10 protein-coding genes are annotated in these 15,541 nt (G+C 42.4%); 5 read left to right on the top strand and 5 right to left on the bottom strand.

Annotated features, from left to right (window positions below):
- The first annotated feature begins 97 nt into the window (after positions 1–97).
- Together NQ505_RS20285 and NQ505_RS20290 are read left to right on the top strand one after the other, a co-directional pair.
- Positions 98–1,564, top strand: a complete 1,467-nt coding sequence (locus NQ505_RS20285) for a potassium/proton antiporter (protein WP_004295729.1) — start codon at positions 98–100, stop codon at positions 1,562–1,564.
- 281 nt (positions 1,565–1,845) lie between these two features.
- Positions 1,846–3,510, top strand: coding sequence for a long-chain fatty acid--CoA ligase (locus tag NQ505_RS20290; RefSeq protein ID WP_008998442.1), 1,665 nt, complete (start codon positions 1,846–1,848; stop codon positions 3,508–3,510).
- Positions 3,511–3,750: 240 nt separating this feature from the next.
- Here the strand turns inward: NQ505_RS20290 and NQ505_RS20295 are convergent, their stop codons facing one another.
- The gene (locus NQ505_RS20295; RefSeq protein WP_008998443.1) at positions 3,751–5,760 is read right to left on the bottom strand and encodes a glycoside hydrolase family 97 protein; all 2,010 of its coding nucleotides are present in this window, start codon (positions 5,758–5,760) and stop codon (positions 3,751–3,753) included.
- 118 nt (positions 5,761–5,878) lie between these two features.
- Between NQ505_RS20295 and NQ505_RS20300 the strand changes: the two genes are divergently transcribed.
- Together NQ505_RS20300 and NQ505_RS20305 are read left to right on the top strand one after the other, a co-directional pair.
- Positions 5,879–6,553, top strand: a complete 675-nt coding sequence (locus NQ505_RS20300; protein ID WP_004303523.1) for a response regulator transcription factor — start codon at positions 5,879–5,881, stop codon at positions 6,551–6,553.
- A gap of 23 nt (positions 6,554–6,576) precedes the next feature.
- A complete protein-coding gene (locus NQ505_RS20305) occupies positions 6,577–7,908 on the top strand; it encodes a sensor histidine kinase (protein WP_008998444.1) in 1,332 nt (443 codons plus the stop codon).
- Between the two features lie 87 nt (positions 7,909–7,995).
- Here the strand turns inward: NQ505_RS20305 and NQ505_RS20310 are convergent, their stop codons facing one another.
- Genes NQ505_RS20310 through NQ505_RS20320 form a run of 3 tightly spaced genes read right to left on the bottom strand, consistent with a single transcriptional unit; the run spans position 7,996 to position 13,518 of the window.
- On the bottom strand, positions 7,996–11,121 hold the full coding sequence (locus NQ505_RS20310) for an efflux RND transporter permease subunit (RefSeq protein WP_004310040.1): 3,126 nt from the start codon (positions 11,119–11,121) through the stop codon (positions 7,996–7,998).
- 14 nt (positions 11,122–11,135) lie between these two features.
- Positions 11,136–12,230, bottom strand: a complete 1,095-nt coding sequence (locus tag NQ505_RS20315; protein WP_008998445.1) for an efflux RND transporter periplasmic adaptor subunit — start codon at positions 12,228–12,230, stop codon at positions 11,136–11,138.
- A 22-nt stretch (positions 12,231–12,252) separates the two neighbouring features.
- Positions 12,253–13,518 carry a TolC family protein gene (locus NQ505_RS20320; protein ID WP_004295722.1) on the bottom strand — a complete coding sequence of 422 codons (1,266 nt, stop codon included), beginning with the start codon at positions 13,516–13,518 and terminating at the stop codon, positions 12,253–12,255.
- A gap of 236 nt (positions 13,519–13,754) precedes the next feature.
- Here NQ505_RS20320 and NQ505_RS20325 point away from each other — a divergent pair, with 236 nt between their 5' ends.
- Complete coding sequence (locus tag NQ505_RS20325) at positions 13,755–14,117, top strand: thioredoxin family protein (protein ID WP_004295721.1); 363 nt, start codon at positions 13,755–13,757, stop codon at positions 14,115–14,117.
- A gap of 241 nt (positions 14,118–14,358) precedes the next feature.
- On the opposite strand, the gene nagA is transcribed toward NQ505_RS20325, so the two are convergent.
- A complete protein-coding gene (gene nagA / locus NQ505_RS20330) occupies positions 14,359–15,534 on the bottom strand; it encodes an N-acetylglucosamine-6-phosphate deacetylase (protein WP_004310043.1) in 1,176 nt (391 codons plus the stop codon).
- Positions 15,535–15,541: the final 7 nt, after the last annotated feature.

The raw sequence follows: 15,541 nt of genomic DNA on the forward strand, positions 1-15,541 counted from the left end.
ATACATCCAAAAAGAGTTTTTATTTGTTGTTAATAATGTGTAACTTCGCACGGTGAGAATTAATACGACAATTTTATAACTTTATAATATATTGCCTATGATATTTACAGCAGAAAACACCCTACTTATCGGTTCTATCTTACTTTTCGTCAGCATCGTTGTTGGAAAAACCGGATACCGCTTTGGAGTACCTACCTTATTATTGTTCCTCGTAGTAGGAATGTTGTTTGGAAGTGACGGCCTCGGCCTGCAGTTCCACGACGCGAAAGACGCCCAATTTATCGGTATGGTGGCCCTTAGTATTATCCTTTTCTCGGGAGGTATGGATACGAAATTCAGAGAAATCAAACCTATTCTAGGTCCCGGTATCGTGCTTTCCACTGTCGGAGTACTACTTACAGCTCTTTTCACCGGACTCTTTATCTGGTGGATATCAGGTATGAGCTGGTCAAATATTTATTTACCTATCACTACTTCCCTGCTTTTGGCCTCCACCATGTCATCTACGGATTCGGCTTCGGTGTTCGCCATTCTCCGTTCACAGAAGATGAACTTGAAACACAACCTTCGTCCCATGCTGGAACTGGAGAGCGGAAGTAATGACCCGATGGCCTATATGCTTACCATTGTCCTGATACAGTTTATTCAATCGTCAGGTATGGGAGTCGGAGCTATCGTAGGCTCTTTCGTCATCCAGTTTATCGTCGGCGCGGCTGCCGGATATGTACTTGGAAAGCTAGCTATCCGGATGTTAAATAAGCTCAATATTGATAATCAAGCCTTGTATCCCATCTTATTACTGGCATTTGTGTTTTTCACTTTCTCCATCACCGACTTACTGAAAGGTAACGGATACCTTGCCGTATATATCGCCGGTATCATGGTGGGAAACAATAAAATCATGCACCGTAAGGATATCTACACCTTTATGGACGGACTGACCTGGTTGTCGCAAATCATCATGTTCCTTTGCCTGGGATTGCTTGTCAACCCGCACGAAATGCTCGAAGTAGCTGCCGTGGCATTGTTGATTGGTGTTTTCATGATTATTATCGGGCGCCCGTTAAGCGTGTTCCTTTGTCTGCTTCCATTCCGGAAAATCACGATGAAATCACGTATTTTCGTATCTTGGGTAGGATTACGCGGTGCAGTTCCTATCATCTTTGCTACCTATCCGGTAGTGGCGGGCGTAGAAGGTTCGAACCTCATTTTCAACATTGTATTCTTTATTACCATTGTCTCATTGGTCGTACAGGGAACAACCATTTCTTTCGTCGCCCGGATTTTGAATCTTTCCAAACCGCTGGAAAAAACCGGTAACGACTTCGGAGTGGAACTTCCGGAAGAAATAGACTCTGATCTTAGTGACATGACTATCACCAAAAGTATGCTGGAAGAAGCAGACACATTGAAAGATATGAATCTTCCGAAAGGCACGCTGGTAATGATCGTGAAGCGCGGAGATGAGTTCCTGATTCCCAACGGAACGCTGAAACTGCACGAAGGAGATAAACTATTACTTATTTCCGAAAAATCCAAAGAAGAAGATACTGATTCAGAATAACATCTGAAAAGAGTTATTCAGTACACTATAACTGATTCGTCTCCACGCATGAAACCTCTTGCCTTTGCAAGATATTCGTTTCATCTTCATGCGTGGAGACGAAATGTTTTATATAGGCCAATGAACTAGTTCTAAGGAAGAAACACGAATGACCTTTATCCGGCTGATAAAATTGTTCGCTCCCCCTCCGTTAATTAACCGTAAAACTTGAATTTAAAATTCGGTTTACATCTACGAAGTATTAATTTTGCGCAGTTTTAAACTAAATGTGCAAAAATCGAATGGAACAAGAACATCAGTTCATTGATTATATTGAGCAAAGCATCATCAAAAACTGGGACAAAGATGCCTTAACTGACTATAAAGGAATTACCCTCCAATATAAGGATGTAGCGCGTAAAATCGCTAAATTTCACATCGTCTTGGAAAGTGCCGGCATCCAGCCGGGAGATAAAATAGCCGTTTGCGGACGTAACAGTGCTCATTGGGCGGTTACTTTCTTGGCGACCATCACTTACGGAGCTGTTATTGTTCCCATTTTGCATGAATTCAAGGCAGATAATATTCATAATATCGTCAACCATTCTGAAGCCAAATTACTTTTCGTCGGCGACCAGGCATGGGAGAATCTGAATGAAGATGCCATGCCTTTGTTAGAGGGCATTGCTTCGCTGACTGATTTCTCGGCATTAGTGTCCCGAAACGAAAAACTCACTTACGCTTTTGAACACCGGAACGCTATTTACGGTCAACAGTATCCCAAGAACTTTCGCCCGGAACATATTTGTTACCGGAAAGATCGTCCGGAAGAACTGGCTATCATCAACTATACTTCCGGTACCACGGGTTACTCTAAAGGAGTGATGCTCCCCTATCGCAGTCTTTGGTCGAACGTGGCTTATTGCTTCGAAATGCTTCCCGTTAAACCGGGAGATCATATCGTTTCCATGTTGCCTATGGGACACGTGTTCGGTATGGTATATGATTTCCTTTACGGATTCTCTGCAGGTGCACACATCTATTTCCTGACGCGTATGCCGTCTCCGAAAATCATTTCCCAATCTTTCTCCGAAATTAAACCCAAAGTGATTTCTTGTGTACCGTTGATTGTGGAAAAGATTATCAAGAAAGATATTCTTCCTAAAGTAGACAGCAAAATCGGCAAGTTATTGCTGAAAGTGCCTATTGTGAACGATAAAATCAAATCGCTGGCACGACAGGCTGCCATGGAAATCTTCGGTGGAAACTTTGACGAGATTATTATCGGAGGCGCTCCTTTCAATGCGGAAGTAGAGGCTTTCCTTAAAAAGATAGGGTTCCCCTACACCATCGCTTACGGTATGACGGAATGTGGTCCGATTATTTGTTCCAGCCGTTGGGAAACACTGAAACTTGCTTCCTGCGGAAAGGCAACCAGCCGAATGGAAGTCCGTATTGACTCACCGGACCCGAAAACACATGCTGGAGAAATCGTATGCAGAGGAATGAATATGATGCTGGGATATTATAAAAATCCGGAAGCTACGGCGCAAATTATTGATGCTAACGGTTGGCTGCATACCGGTGACCTCGGTACGTTGGATGAAGAGGGTTATGTGACAGTCCGCGGACGTAGTAAGAACCTGCTTCTCACCTCTAGCGGACAGAATATCTATCCCGAAGAAATTGAAAGCAAGCTGAACAACATGCCGTATGTTTCGGAGTCACTGATCGTCTTACAGCACGAAAAACTGGTAGCCCTGATCTACCCGGATTTCGACGATGCTTTCGCTCATGGATTGCAGCAGACGGATATTCAGAAAGTAATGGAGCAAAACCGTATCGAATTGAATCAACAGCTTCCTAACTATTCTCAAATAAGCAAGATTAAAATCCATTTTGAAGAATTTGAAAAGACTGCGAAAAAGTCAATCAAGCGCTTTATGTATCAGGAAGCAAAGGGATAATTATCCCGGATAACACAATGAGTATCCTTGCAATAATTCTCATAGTATTAGGCACGGATTATATAAACTGATAATGAGAACATGCTTAATAATAAAAACGGTGAACAGCCTCAACACTGTCCACCGTTTTTTCTAACCTCTAACTAACTTTATTTATACTACCTATTTTTCTATCTTCCTACCTAAAAACGAATCCTATTTCCATTATTAACAGTCTAACTTTATAATCAATCGATCTTTTTAAAGTGCCATAAATGAAATAGCCTGTCCGCCTCCGGCAGCCATTCGTATGTTCAACGTATTTTCAGAAGTAACCGTTTGTTCCGTTATCCGGTAATCCGTAGGATTTGATTTCCAATCCGCATTCTCTCCATCCGCATAGATGACAGCTTTATACTGTTTGCCCGGTTCCAGGAAATCCAGTTTTATTTCCAGTGTACGGGGTTTCTCGTTCGTTGCCGCTCCCAAGAAATAGTTGCCTTTTGCTTTACGCACGATGGCTACAAATTCCCCCGGTTCTCCTGCCAATGCTTTCGATTCGTCACAATCCGGATCGAAATCGCGGAAGAACTGGAAAGCCGGATGGCCTTCATAATTTTCAATCATATCAGATGCCATCTGCAAGGGAGAATACAAAATCACCCAGTTAGCAAGCTGTTTCGCCAATGTTGTATTCACACGGCTGTTTCCTTTATCCTGATCGTTCCATTTCTGGCGACGGGGAGAATCTTTGGTGTTCAGAAACAAAATATCAAACGTACCCGGTGTATAATCCAGCGGACCGGACAGCATACGGGTGAACGGCAACATGACATGATGAGACGGAGGATTTCCTTCGCTCCATGCATTCCATTCCATCCCTCTCACTCCTTCACGTGTCATCATATTAGGCCATGTACGACGGATACCGGTATCTTTAATAGGTTCGTGCGCATCCAGCGTCATTTTGTGACGGGCAGCTGTTTCCACCACTTTCTGATAGTGGTTGACCCCATATTGGCTGTGATGAAGATAACCATTCGGGAAAGCTCCCGCATATCCTGTCTTAAGGACATGGATACCGTGGTCTGTGTACCATTGCATAGCATGATCCATCTGGCGCTCATAGTTGGGAATATTCCCTCCGGTCTCGTGATGGCCGATAACTTCAACTCCTTTTTCCTTTGCATAACGAACCACTTCATCAATGTCAAAGTCAGCATACGGTTTCGTAAAGTCAAAGTTTTGCATACCACCCCAGCTTTCCCAGCCTTCATTCCAACCTTCAAACAAAACGCCTTCAATCTGATTGGTAGCGGCAAAATCAATGTATTTCTTGGCATTGACAGTAGTGGCTCCATGACGTTCATCCATCTTCCAGGTTTCTACGCCGAGATGCATCCCCCACCATACACCTACATATTTCATCGGACGAATCCAATCGGTCGTTTCTATTTTACTTGGTTCATTCAGATTTAAAATCATAGCCGAATTAATCAGACTAACGGCATCCGGAACAATCTGAATAGTACGCCAGGAAGTAGTGAAATGATTACCTTTACGCACTTTCACACCATCAGGCCATGGAGCAAGTTCAGCTTTCAACGTATAGTTTCCTGCCTGCTTCAAAGTCATTTCCGAGAAATCGTACAATGCCGCTTCATGAATACTTCCGTAGACGCCATCGGCAGTTTTAAAGGTGAAAGGAGTATTGGCTGTCTCCACCTCGGAAATGGGACGTTGCGCATAAAGCAATTCATAAGTTTCGGCACTGGCAGGAATAGACCATGATGTACCGTCTTGGCAAAAACGGAAAGTTGTCAGTTCATCCGTAATCAATAGGGAATCCGCTGCGGGCACATTATATTCATAACGGAACCCTACCCCATCATCAAACACACGGAAACGGAGAGTTAACTCCACCTGATCTTTATTGACCAAATTTACCGCCATCTCATTATAATGATTCCTATTGGTTTTATTTTCACCCCATAGTTGCGTCCATGTTTCATCTTTACTGTCGAAAGTCGTGTTTTTTATCTGAAATCCTCCGCCCAGGTTGATACCGTTTTTCTCCGTAAATCCCAATGTCGAATTTTCAATCAACAATGAGTCATCTACTAAAATGTTATACAACGGTTTACCGTTGTCATCTACTGTTAAAGCCATTTTGATATGACCGTCCGGCGATTTCACTTCCGTTTTCGGACTGCTACACCCGTAACATCCCAGCACACACAGAAAAGCTCCAATGACATAATTTATTTTCATAGCATATCTATTGTTTGTATATAGTACAACTCAAAAAGGAGAAACACTTAAATGTAGGGCGGATTTCTTTCTCCGGATGCCAGGAAAAAAGTATCTTTGCACATAAACAATCTGAATTATGGCAAAGATACTATTGGTTGAAGATGAAATTAATATCGCCTCTTTCATCGAACGGGGATTAAAAGAATTCGGGCATTCGGTAACCGTCTGCCATGACGGGGATACGGGTTGGAAAATCCTTCAGGACGAACCTTTCGACCTTTTAATACTGGACATTATCATGCCTAAAATAAATGGTTTGGAGCTTTGCCGCCTTTATCGCCAAATGTTCGGGTATCAAATCCCGGTAATCATGCTGACAGCTTTAGGAACAACCGAAGACATCGTCAAAGGACTGGATGCGGGAGCAGATGATTATCTCGTCAAACCTTTTAGTTTCCAGGAACTGGAAGCACGCATCAAAGCCCTGTTGAGACGCAACAAAGAAGTCCCTTCCAATCTATTGACTTGCGATAACCTGGTATTGGACTGCAATACCCGAAAAGCCAAAAGGGGTGACATAGACATCGACCTTACTGTTAAAGAATACCGCCTGCTCGAATATTTCATGACTCATCAAGGGGTTGCCCTCTCACGTATCACTCTGCTCAAAGATGTATGGGACAAGAATTTTGATACCAATACCAATATCGTAGATGTTTACGTAAACTATCTCCGGGTAAAGATTGATCGTGACTTTGATAAAAAGCTGATCCATACAGTCGTAGGATTAGGATATATCATGAATACTTAAACTCACCAACACTAATCCCGGCTATGAAAATAGGTTCCAAAATAGCTCTTTTCTATACGTTAATCAGTGTGTTGACTACTGTCATTATCATTGCTGTATTTTATATTTTCAGTACGCAGTACATCAATAAGCTCTATGCTTCTTACCTGCGTGAAAAAGCCTACCTGACCGCACAGAAGCATTGGGAAAAAGATGAAGTAGACGAACAGAGCTACCAGATTATCCAGCGCAAATATGACGAACTCCTGCCTGAAGCCCATGAGATTCTTTTAAATATGGACAGTCTTTCCGAAGTACGTGATACACTGAATAAATACCTCACGCAACACCAGCAGGCTCTTCTGCTGGCAGGACAGGACAGCATCCCTTTCTCCTTCAAATATAAGGATCAACTGGGAGCCGCCCTTTATTATCCGGATAATGAAGGCAACTTTATCGTACTCGTCATGTCCCGGAATGCCTACGGAACAGAAATCAAGGAACACTTATTGTTGCTTTCCATATTTCTCATCTTAGCCAGTTCCGTCCTGATCTTTTTTATCGGAAAAATATATTCCGGCCGTATTCTGGTTCCCCTGCAACACATACTAAAGGAATTGAAAAGAATACGTGCCAACAGTCTGAACCGCCGATTAAAGACTACTGGCAATAATGACGAACTGGAGGACATGATAAAGACATTAAATAGTATGCTCGACCGTTTGGACAGTGCATTCAAGGCAGAAAAGTCCTTTGTCAGTCATGCTTCACATGAGTTGAACAATCCGATTACTGCCATTCAGGGAGAATGTGAAATCAGTCTGCTGAAAGAAAGAAGCACGGGAGAATACATTGAATCCCTTCAACGAATTTCTTCAGAAAGCAAACGGTTATCCAGTCTGATCCGGCATCTTCTTTTTCTTTCACGACAAGAAGAAGAACTCCTGAAAAACAATATTGAAGAGATTATTCTGGCCGATATATTAAAAGAGTTGACAGCTTCCGATGAGAGAATCCATCTTCATTTGGAAGAGACAGACCCGCAGATGACTGTAAAAGCCAATCCATATCTGTTGAAGATAGCATTAAAAAATATAATAGATAACGCCTGCAAATATTCTGATAAAGAAGTAAATGCGACTCTCTACCGGGAGCAACAACAAGTCATTCTTGATATAGAAGACCGGGGAATCGGTATTCCGCAAGAAGAAATAGAACATATATTCCAATCTTTCTATCGGGGCAGTAATACCCGGGACTATGCCGGACAAGGCATCGGACTTAGCCTGACCCTGAAAATCATTTCTGCTTATCATGCAAAGCTGGATATATCTTCAGAAATAGAAAAAGGAACAAAAGTACGGGTGATTTTTTAATCACCCTTCTTTTATCCCTTTCTCTCTCTACCTACTGAAAACTACAAATTTAATCTATGAACGTTTTTTCCACAGAATAGAAATGAACTAAATACGTCTTTGCAATAACTTTCCATTTTTATCATATAACATTCGTTCATATACCACTTCCACAATAAGAGGAAAGACAAACAAAGCAAAGAAAGTCGCTCCTATCAATCCACCGATAATGACAATCGCCAACGGACGCTGTGATTCCGAACCAATTCCATGACTCATGGCAGCGGGCATCAAACCGATAGCTGCCATTGCCGCTGTCATAATCACAGGGCGGATACGCGAGCGCACTCCTTCCTTAGTGGCTTTCTCCAAAGGCGAGCCGAGTTTTAGATTCGCCTTTATATCGGAAATCATAATCACCCCGTTCTGAATACAAATACCAAACAAGGCAATAAAACCGATACCGGCAGAAATGGAGAAGTTGAACTGCGTTATCAGAAGAGCCACAATACCACCCACGGCAGCGAACGGTACATTCAGCAATACCAGTCCCGCATCCCGCGCATTAGAGAATAGAATAAACAGGATGATAAAAATGATAGCAATACTGATAGGGACAACCTGTGCCAGACGTTTTGTGGCACGTTGCTGGTTCTCAAAATCGCCCGTCCATTTCAGCGAATAGCCTGCCGGCAGATGTACGGAAGCATTCACCTTTTTCTGCGCCTCGGCAACTGCCGTACCCATATCACGACCTCTCACCGAGAATTTCACTGCACAGAAACGAGCGTGATTATCACGGAATATCAATAACGGTCCCGTAATCGTCGTTATATCTGCCAATTCTTTGATAGGTACCATCGTTCCATCCATCGCCGGAACCAATATCTTACCTATCTCCTCTTCATTCTGACGGAATTGTTCGCTGTATCTTACCATGATATTAAACTTCCGCTCATCCTCATACAACAGTGAAGCCGATTTTCCGCCAATAGCCATTTCGATAATTGATTGCACATCTTCCTTAGCAACTCCATAACGCGCCAACTGGCGTTCATTCAACTCTATACGAAGCTCCGGCTGACCGATGTTCCGAATCACACCCAAGTCTTCAATTCCCTGAACCGTACTAAGGATCTTATCTATCTGAACCGCATATTTCTCCGACTCATACAAGTCTTTACCAAACACTTTCACCGCAATAGATCCTTTCACACCGGAAGCTGCTTCCTCCACATTATCAGTAATCGGTTGTGAGAAATTGAAGTCAATGCCGGGATAAATGGATAAATCCTCCTGCATCTTATCAATCAGTTCCAGTTTTGTCAACTTACTCTCCCATTCCTTTTCGGGATAAATATCAACGTGGAACTCGATATTATAGAATCCGGTAGCATCTGTACCGTCATTCGGTCGTCCGGTTTGCGACAGCACTTGCCGCACTTCCGGAAACGTTAATAGTTTCTTTCTCATTTTATTGGCAAGAGTCACCGATTCATCAAGCGAAATGCTTTGTGGCAAGGTAGCACGAATATAGATAGATCCCTCATTCAACTGCGGAAGGAACTCCGTACCCAGGAAAGAAAAAAGCCATAATCCGACACCCGCTATTACGGTTGCCATTCCGATGGTCAGTTTTCTGTGCGCATAGAATAAATCAAAAAGAGCCGAACACTTCGCATTGATAAAATGGACAAAACGGTTATTTTTCTCACGAACATTCTTTTTCAGTAACATGGAAGACATCACCGGAACCAATGTCAATGTAAAGATCAAAGCTCCCAACAATGCAAAGCCCAGCGTGTATGCCAAAGGAGAGAACATCTTTCCTTCTACCTTCTGGAAAGAGAAGATAGGAATCAATGCAGTGATGATAATCAATTTGGAGAAGAAAACCGCTTTCGCCTTGTCTTTTGCCGTGTTACGGATCAAGCCCATTTTAGACATCACATTAAAAGCAGGCATCCCCACTTCCCTCGCTTTCTTGTCCAAAGCCACAAACACTCCTTCCACCATCACCACGGCCCCATCAATAATAATACCGAAGTCTATGGCTCCCATAGAAAGCAGATTGGCGGACATTCCCATCACCCGTAAACAGATAAATGCGAACAAAAGGGCTAATGGGATAACGACAGCAACAATCACGGTAGTCCGCCAATCTGCCATAAAGATCAATACAATAAACGTAACCAATAATATTCCTTCAATCAGATTATGCGTCACAGTCTTTACCGCCAGATTCACCAAGTCCTCCCGGTCATAGAATGCCACTATCTTCACATCTTTCGGAAGCACATTCTGATTCAAGTCCTCTATTTTATCTTTCAGGTTGGCAATCACCTCACCCGGATTCTCTCCTTTCCGCATGACTACAATCCCCTGTACAACATCATTTTCATCCATTCGGCCCACTTGTCCCAGACGAGGCAGACAGGATTCGTGTACATCGGCAAGATTCTTCACCAGAATCGGAGTGCCATTGATGTTTTTCACTACGATATTTCTCAATTCATCCAGATCGTTAATCAAACCGATTCCACGAACCACATAAGCTTGCGAACTTTTAGTGATAACATCTCCTCCTACATTGATATTACTTTTAGCTATCGCATCATACAGTTCCAAAGAGGTAATGCCATAATTAATCAACTGGTGAGGATTCACACTTACCTCAAACGTCTTCACCTCTCCGCCGAAGCTCACAATATCCGCTACGCCGGATACTGAACGGAGATTACGTTCAATCACCCAATCCTGAATCGTTTTCAGTTCCCGCACACTGCGCTTGTCACTACGAAGCGTATAACGGAATATTTCTCCCGTCGGTCCATACAGAGGTTGTACTTCCGGAGTTACCCCGTCCGGAAGGTCGGCATCATTCAATAAATTATATACCTGTTGACGTGCTGTGAAATCATCGACACGATCTTCAAACATTACATTGATGACAGAAAGCCCGAAAAGAGTGGTGGAACGAATATCCGTTTTCTTCTGAACGGGATTCATCGCAATCTCAACAGGAATGGTGATAAACTTCTCTACCTCTTCGGCACTACGTCCCGGCCATTGCGTGATAATCGTCACTTTCGTATTCGTCACATCCGGGAAAGCATCTATCGGAGTATGTTTAAAGGAAACAGCTCCGGCTATAACGGCAATCGCTGTACAGAAGAAAATAAAGAATTTATTCTTCAGCGAGAAAGCCACTATATTATCTATGAATTTGTGCATACTATTTTCTGTTTTTAATCTGCATTCAACGCATTATATACCAACAATACATTATTATTCAGCACTCTGTCTCCCTCGGAAAGTCCGGAACGGATATAGCACTCCTTGCTCAACTGTTTGTATACATCTACCTCTTTCACCTGCAAACGCTGATCCGGCTCCACCACGACCACATAATTCTTTCCTCCTTCAAATACCAGTGCATGAGCATCGATACGAGGCATAGAAGTTCCATCCGCTTTACATTTCACACTTACATTCGTAAACATCCCCGGTTTCAACAAATATTCTTCATTCTTCAATTTGATGCGGACATTCATCGTTTTACTTTCACTATTCAACAAATGATACACCTTATCAATCGTACCGGCAAACATCTTATCCGGATAAGCCAACGTAGAAATGCGTACGGAGGCATCTTCGGAAACCTTACTGATATCGCTTTCATACACATCCGCCATCACCCATACGTCTGACAACCCCGAAATCGTGAACAGCTCTTCACTCTGATCCGGACGCAACTGCATATCCCTGCTGATTTGTTTCTCCACAATAAACCCCGAAACGGGAGATTTCAGCTGATAATAAGCATTTCCGGAGAAATTATAAATAGAGAAAACATCCTTTATTCTTCTTTCTTCGGCTTCGGCACTTATCAACTCCTGCTTCGCCTGAAGTACATCTTTATCCGAAGCCATCCCGGAAGCATACATATCCTGCGTAGCATCCATATTTCTGCGTGCCAGCAATAATTGTTGTTCCGCCTCCTTCAATTGCTTTTCATAATCTGCCACTTCTCCACTGCGGATGACTGCCAACACATCTCCCTTACGAACAAAGTCTCCTATTTCAGCCTTCAGTTCCGTTACTGTACCTCCAAACATCGGATATACATGTGCCACCTGATTCTCATTAAAAGTGACCCGCCCGTTTAATGTCAGTTCGTCAATCACCTCTTGAACGTGAACCGTATCGACAGATACAATCCTCAACAAGCTATCTGTCAGGCATAAGGCAGCCGGTTCAACATTCGTTTGTTCTCCTTTACCGGAGCATGCTCCCAATACGGTAGTAAGCAATATGCAAGGAAGGAATTTATTCCAGTTCATAGTCTTTGATAATTTATGAATATTAGTAGTTCAATATAGTTTGTCCGATAGTTGTATTCAGGTTTTCCATCGCCAGGAAAACATCTTTCTTTATTTCATGTAACTGAATACAAGTTTCTTTATAGCTGTCATAGTAATCGATAAACTCCAACAAGCTGATATTTCGTTTCTTAAAGTTCTCATTCACTCCTGCTATCAGTTTTTCGAAGTTACGTTCCAGTTCCATATTGGTAGATTGATAAAGCTGAACAGCTTTATCCAACGAAGCATAAGCGGTATAAAGCTCCATATCCGCACGGTTAGCCGCATTTTCCTGTTCCGCTCCTGCCTGCTGGATACTAAAACGGGCAGCTTTCACATTTCCCTGGTTGCGGTTGAAAATAGGTACTGACAAGCTCACTCCTATTGCAAAATAGTTATTGATAAAGTTTCCGGCACGGTCATAACTACCATTCACCGAAAATTCCGGAAATGCCATTGATTTCTGCAATTTCAGATTTGCACGGGAAGCACTGACCGTACTCCGGGCAATCTTGAGATCCGGCCGTTCATTCACCATCGCTTTCAAGTCGGCGAACGATAGTTGAGACAAATCCAATTGCTTCAACACCTCTTCATCCAGTGATAACTCAACCATCGTGTCTCCCGGAAGATTTAACAAGACATTAAGTTCCCCTCTAAGGGTTAACAACTCGTTTTCCCGTTCATTCTTCTCTTTCTTCAAAGAGAACAACATAGATTCCAGACGGGACATTTCCATCAATGAAATATTTCCTTTCTCCTGTTGCAGTTTCATTCCGGCAAGTAACTCTTGCAGAGAATTCACTTCCTTCTCATAAATGGATATGGATTTCGAGAGAAAATAGACTTGTACAAACTTCTCATTCAGCTCCTGACGAAGTGTTCTCATCACCTCTTCAAACTGATATTCTGCTATTTCCTTGTTGATTTTCTCCAGTTTCACCTGCTTATTCCGTTGTCCGGCAAGACGAATTACCTGTTCAATTCCCACAACCATTTCGCCCTCCTTACCAAAGTCAAAATACTTTCCGTTCAGGCGGTTATAAACATTCTGTTCTAACGAGATTACCGGATTCTCAAATAATTTGGCTTGCAGCACTTGTGCCTGTGCCATATCAATGTTGTACCGTTCGGCTATCAGCGATAAGTTACGTTCCAGAAAACGTTGTTCCGCCTCTTTCAGCGTTAATGTTCCTGTGGTAGCCTGTTGCGCGCATATTCCTCCTGTCAGCAGAAGAAAAAAAGAAATTAGAAATACTCTGTTCATTACTATATTTATCTTTATTACCTTATTGTAGTTGTCGCGGCAAAATTACAAATCTGTAACCGGAGAGACGGGAAAAAGTCATTATAAGCCTCTCATATCAGATTAGAATTTGATTAGAAAACAGCCATAGAAGGAAGAATTGTAAACACAACAGGAAAAATGGCTATCCTTCTTTTATCCCAACTCCCCTATCTTTGCAGTAGAGAAAATGAAATGAACCATTAAAAATAGAATATATGAAAATAATAGATTTAACCAAAGATAGTTTTGTAGAGAAGGTAGCTGATTATCAATCTTATCCTGATAACTGGAACTTCAAAGGGAATAAACCTTGCCTGGTCGATTTTCATGCCCCGTGGTGCGTCTATTGCAAAGCGTTATCGCCTATATTAGACCAACTAGCTAAAGAATACGAAGGGAAATTAGATATTTATAAAGTAGATGTCGATCAGGAGCCGGAATTGGAAAGTGCATTTAAAATCCGCACCATTCCCAACCTGCTACTTTGCCCGCTGAACGGCAAACCGACAATGAAATTAGGTACAATGAATAAAAACCAATTGAAAGAACTGATAGAAACCAGTTTACTTTCAGAATAAAAATACATTAAAAGTCCGGGATACTTCTGATGATGATAAACTGCCGGACTTTTGATATCATACAGAACATTGGCTTTTATAATAGGGAGTGTGTCAAAACGCAGATTAACGCGAATTATCGCAGAAATAATTTTATAAGTCATTGATTAATATATCAATATAAATGAAATAATCTGCGATAATTTGCGTTAATCTGCGTTTTATTATTCATTATGACCCTCCTCTTTGGAGATTATTTCAACTATTCTTTATGCAACAGAATATCAGTTCCCGGAACAATCTTTCCCATCGACCATACACATCGTACATTCAGTTCCTTATCAAGAATCACAATATCAGCATCCTTTCCCTTTGCCAACGCCCCTTTCCGGTCACTCACTCCAATTAAACGGGCAGGAGTTTCAGAAGCCATACGCACGGCATCTTCCAAAGGTATATTCGCTTTCTTCACCATGGTGCGAACCAATACATCCATCGTAGCCAGGCTACCGGCCAATGCAGAATGATCTGCCATCTTACATACGCCGTCCTCTATGATATAGCGAGGATCAATCGGTTCATTCCCTTCATAAGCAGCATAAGCCAAAGCATCGGTAACGAGGCACGTATTCTCTACACCTTTCAACTTATAAACCAACTTTAGAATCGTGGCAGGCAAGTGAATACCATCTGCAATCACTTCCACTGTCATCCCATCCGTCAAATATACGCTCTCCACCGTACCCTCATATTTATACTCACGACGTTTATGGAAACCCGGCATCGCATTATAAAAATGGGCAGCATGAGAGAAGCCCACTGCATACGCAGCCTTGATTTCATCATATTCGGCTTCCGTATGTGTTACGGCAGTCATAATTCCTTTCGAACGGGTATACTTTGCAAAATCATGTGCACCGGGTAGTTCGGGACTAATATCCCAACGTCTGATGCAAGACGTACGCGCCAATAAAGGAATATATTCATTTTCATCCGGAGTTTTCAGAAAACCGTCATACTGTGTTCCCGCCATCTTCGGATTCAAGTAAGGACCTTCGATATGCAGGCCAAGAACAGGAGAATCCTTCTCTTTCATCAGGTTTTCACAGACATCAACTGCCTGGTAGATTCTTTCGAACGAGGTAGATGATAATGTAGGAAATATCCCGGTAGCACCATGTTTCAGATGTGCAGTAGTTGCCGTGCGGAATGCTTCTTCCGTTGCTTCCGTATAATCATGTCCGCCACCTCCATGTGCATGCATACTTACAAATCCGGGCACAATCGTCATCCCTCTGGCATCAATAACCGTTGCACCGATAACCGCCAAATCACTGTTGGTCACCTCTAATATTTTTCCATCACAAATCAATACGGAACCATCTTTCAACCAGCCTTGCGGGGTCAATATTCTTCCATTTATTATTTGAGTCAACATAGTTTTC

Origin of the sequence: Bacteroides sp. D2, assembly GCF_025147085.1 — a bacterium.
GTDB lineage: Bacteria > Bacteroidota > Bacteroidia > Bacteroidales > Bacteroidaceae > Bacteroides.

Bases quoted from the DNA above. Each gene is read 5' to 3' on its own strand.
- NQ505_RS20300 (WP_004303523.1), top strand. From the start codon at position 5,879: ATGGCAAAGATACTATTGGTTGAAGATGAAATTAATATCGCCTCTTTC.
- NQ505_RS20295 (WP_008998443.1), bottom strand. From the start codon at position 5,760: ATGAAAATAAATTATGTCATTGGAGCTTTTCTGTGTGTGCTGGGATGT.
- nagA (WP_004310043.1), bottom strand. From the start codon at position 15,534: ATGTTGACTCAAATAATAAATGGAAGAATATTGACCCCGCAAGGCTGG.
- NQ505_RS20310 (WP_004310040.1), bottom strand. From the start codon at position 11,121: ATGCACAAATTCATAGATAATATAGTGGCTTTCTCGCTGAAGAATAAA.
- NQ505_RS20320 (WP_004295722.1), bottom strand. From the start codon at position 13,518: ATGAACAGAGTATTTCTAATTTCTTTTTTTCTTCTGCTGACAGGAGGA.
- NQ505_RS20315 (WP_008998445.1), bottom strand. From the start codon at position 12,230: ATGAACTGGAATAAATTCCTTCCTTGCATATTGCTTACTACCGTATTG.
- NQ505_RS20325 (WP_004295721.1), top strand. From the start codon at position 13,755: ATGAAAATAATAGATTTAACCAAAGATAGTTTTGTAGAGAAGGTAGCT.
- NQ505_RS20290 (WP_008998442.1), top strand. From the start codon at position 1,846: ATGGAACAAGAACATCAGTTCATTGATTATATTGAGCAAAGCATCATC.
- NQ505_RS20305 (WP_008998444.1), top strand. From the start codon at position 6,577: ATGAAAATAGGTTCCAAAATAGCTCTTTTCTATACGTTAATCAGTGTG.
- NQ505_RS20285 (WP_004295729.1), top strand. From the start codon at position 98: ATGATATTTACAGCAGAAAACACCCTACTTATCGGTTCTATCTTACTT.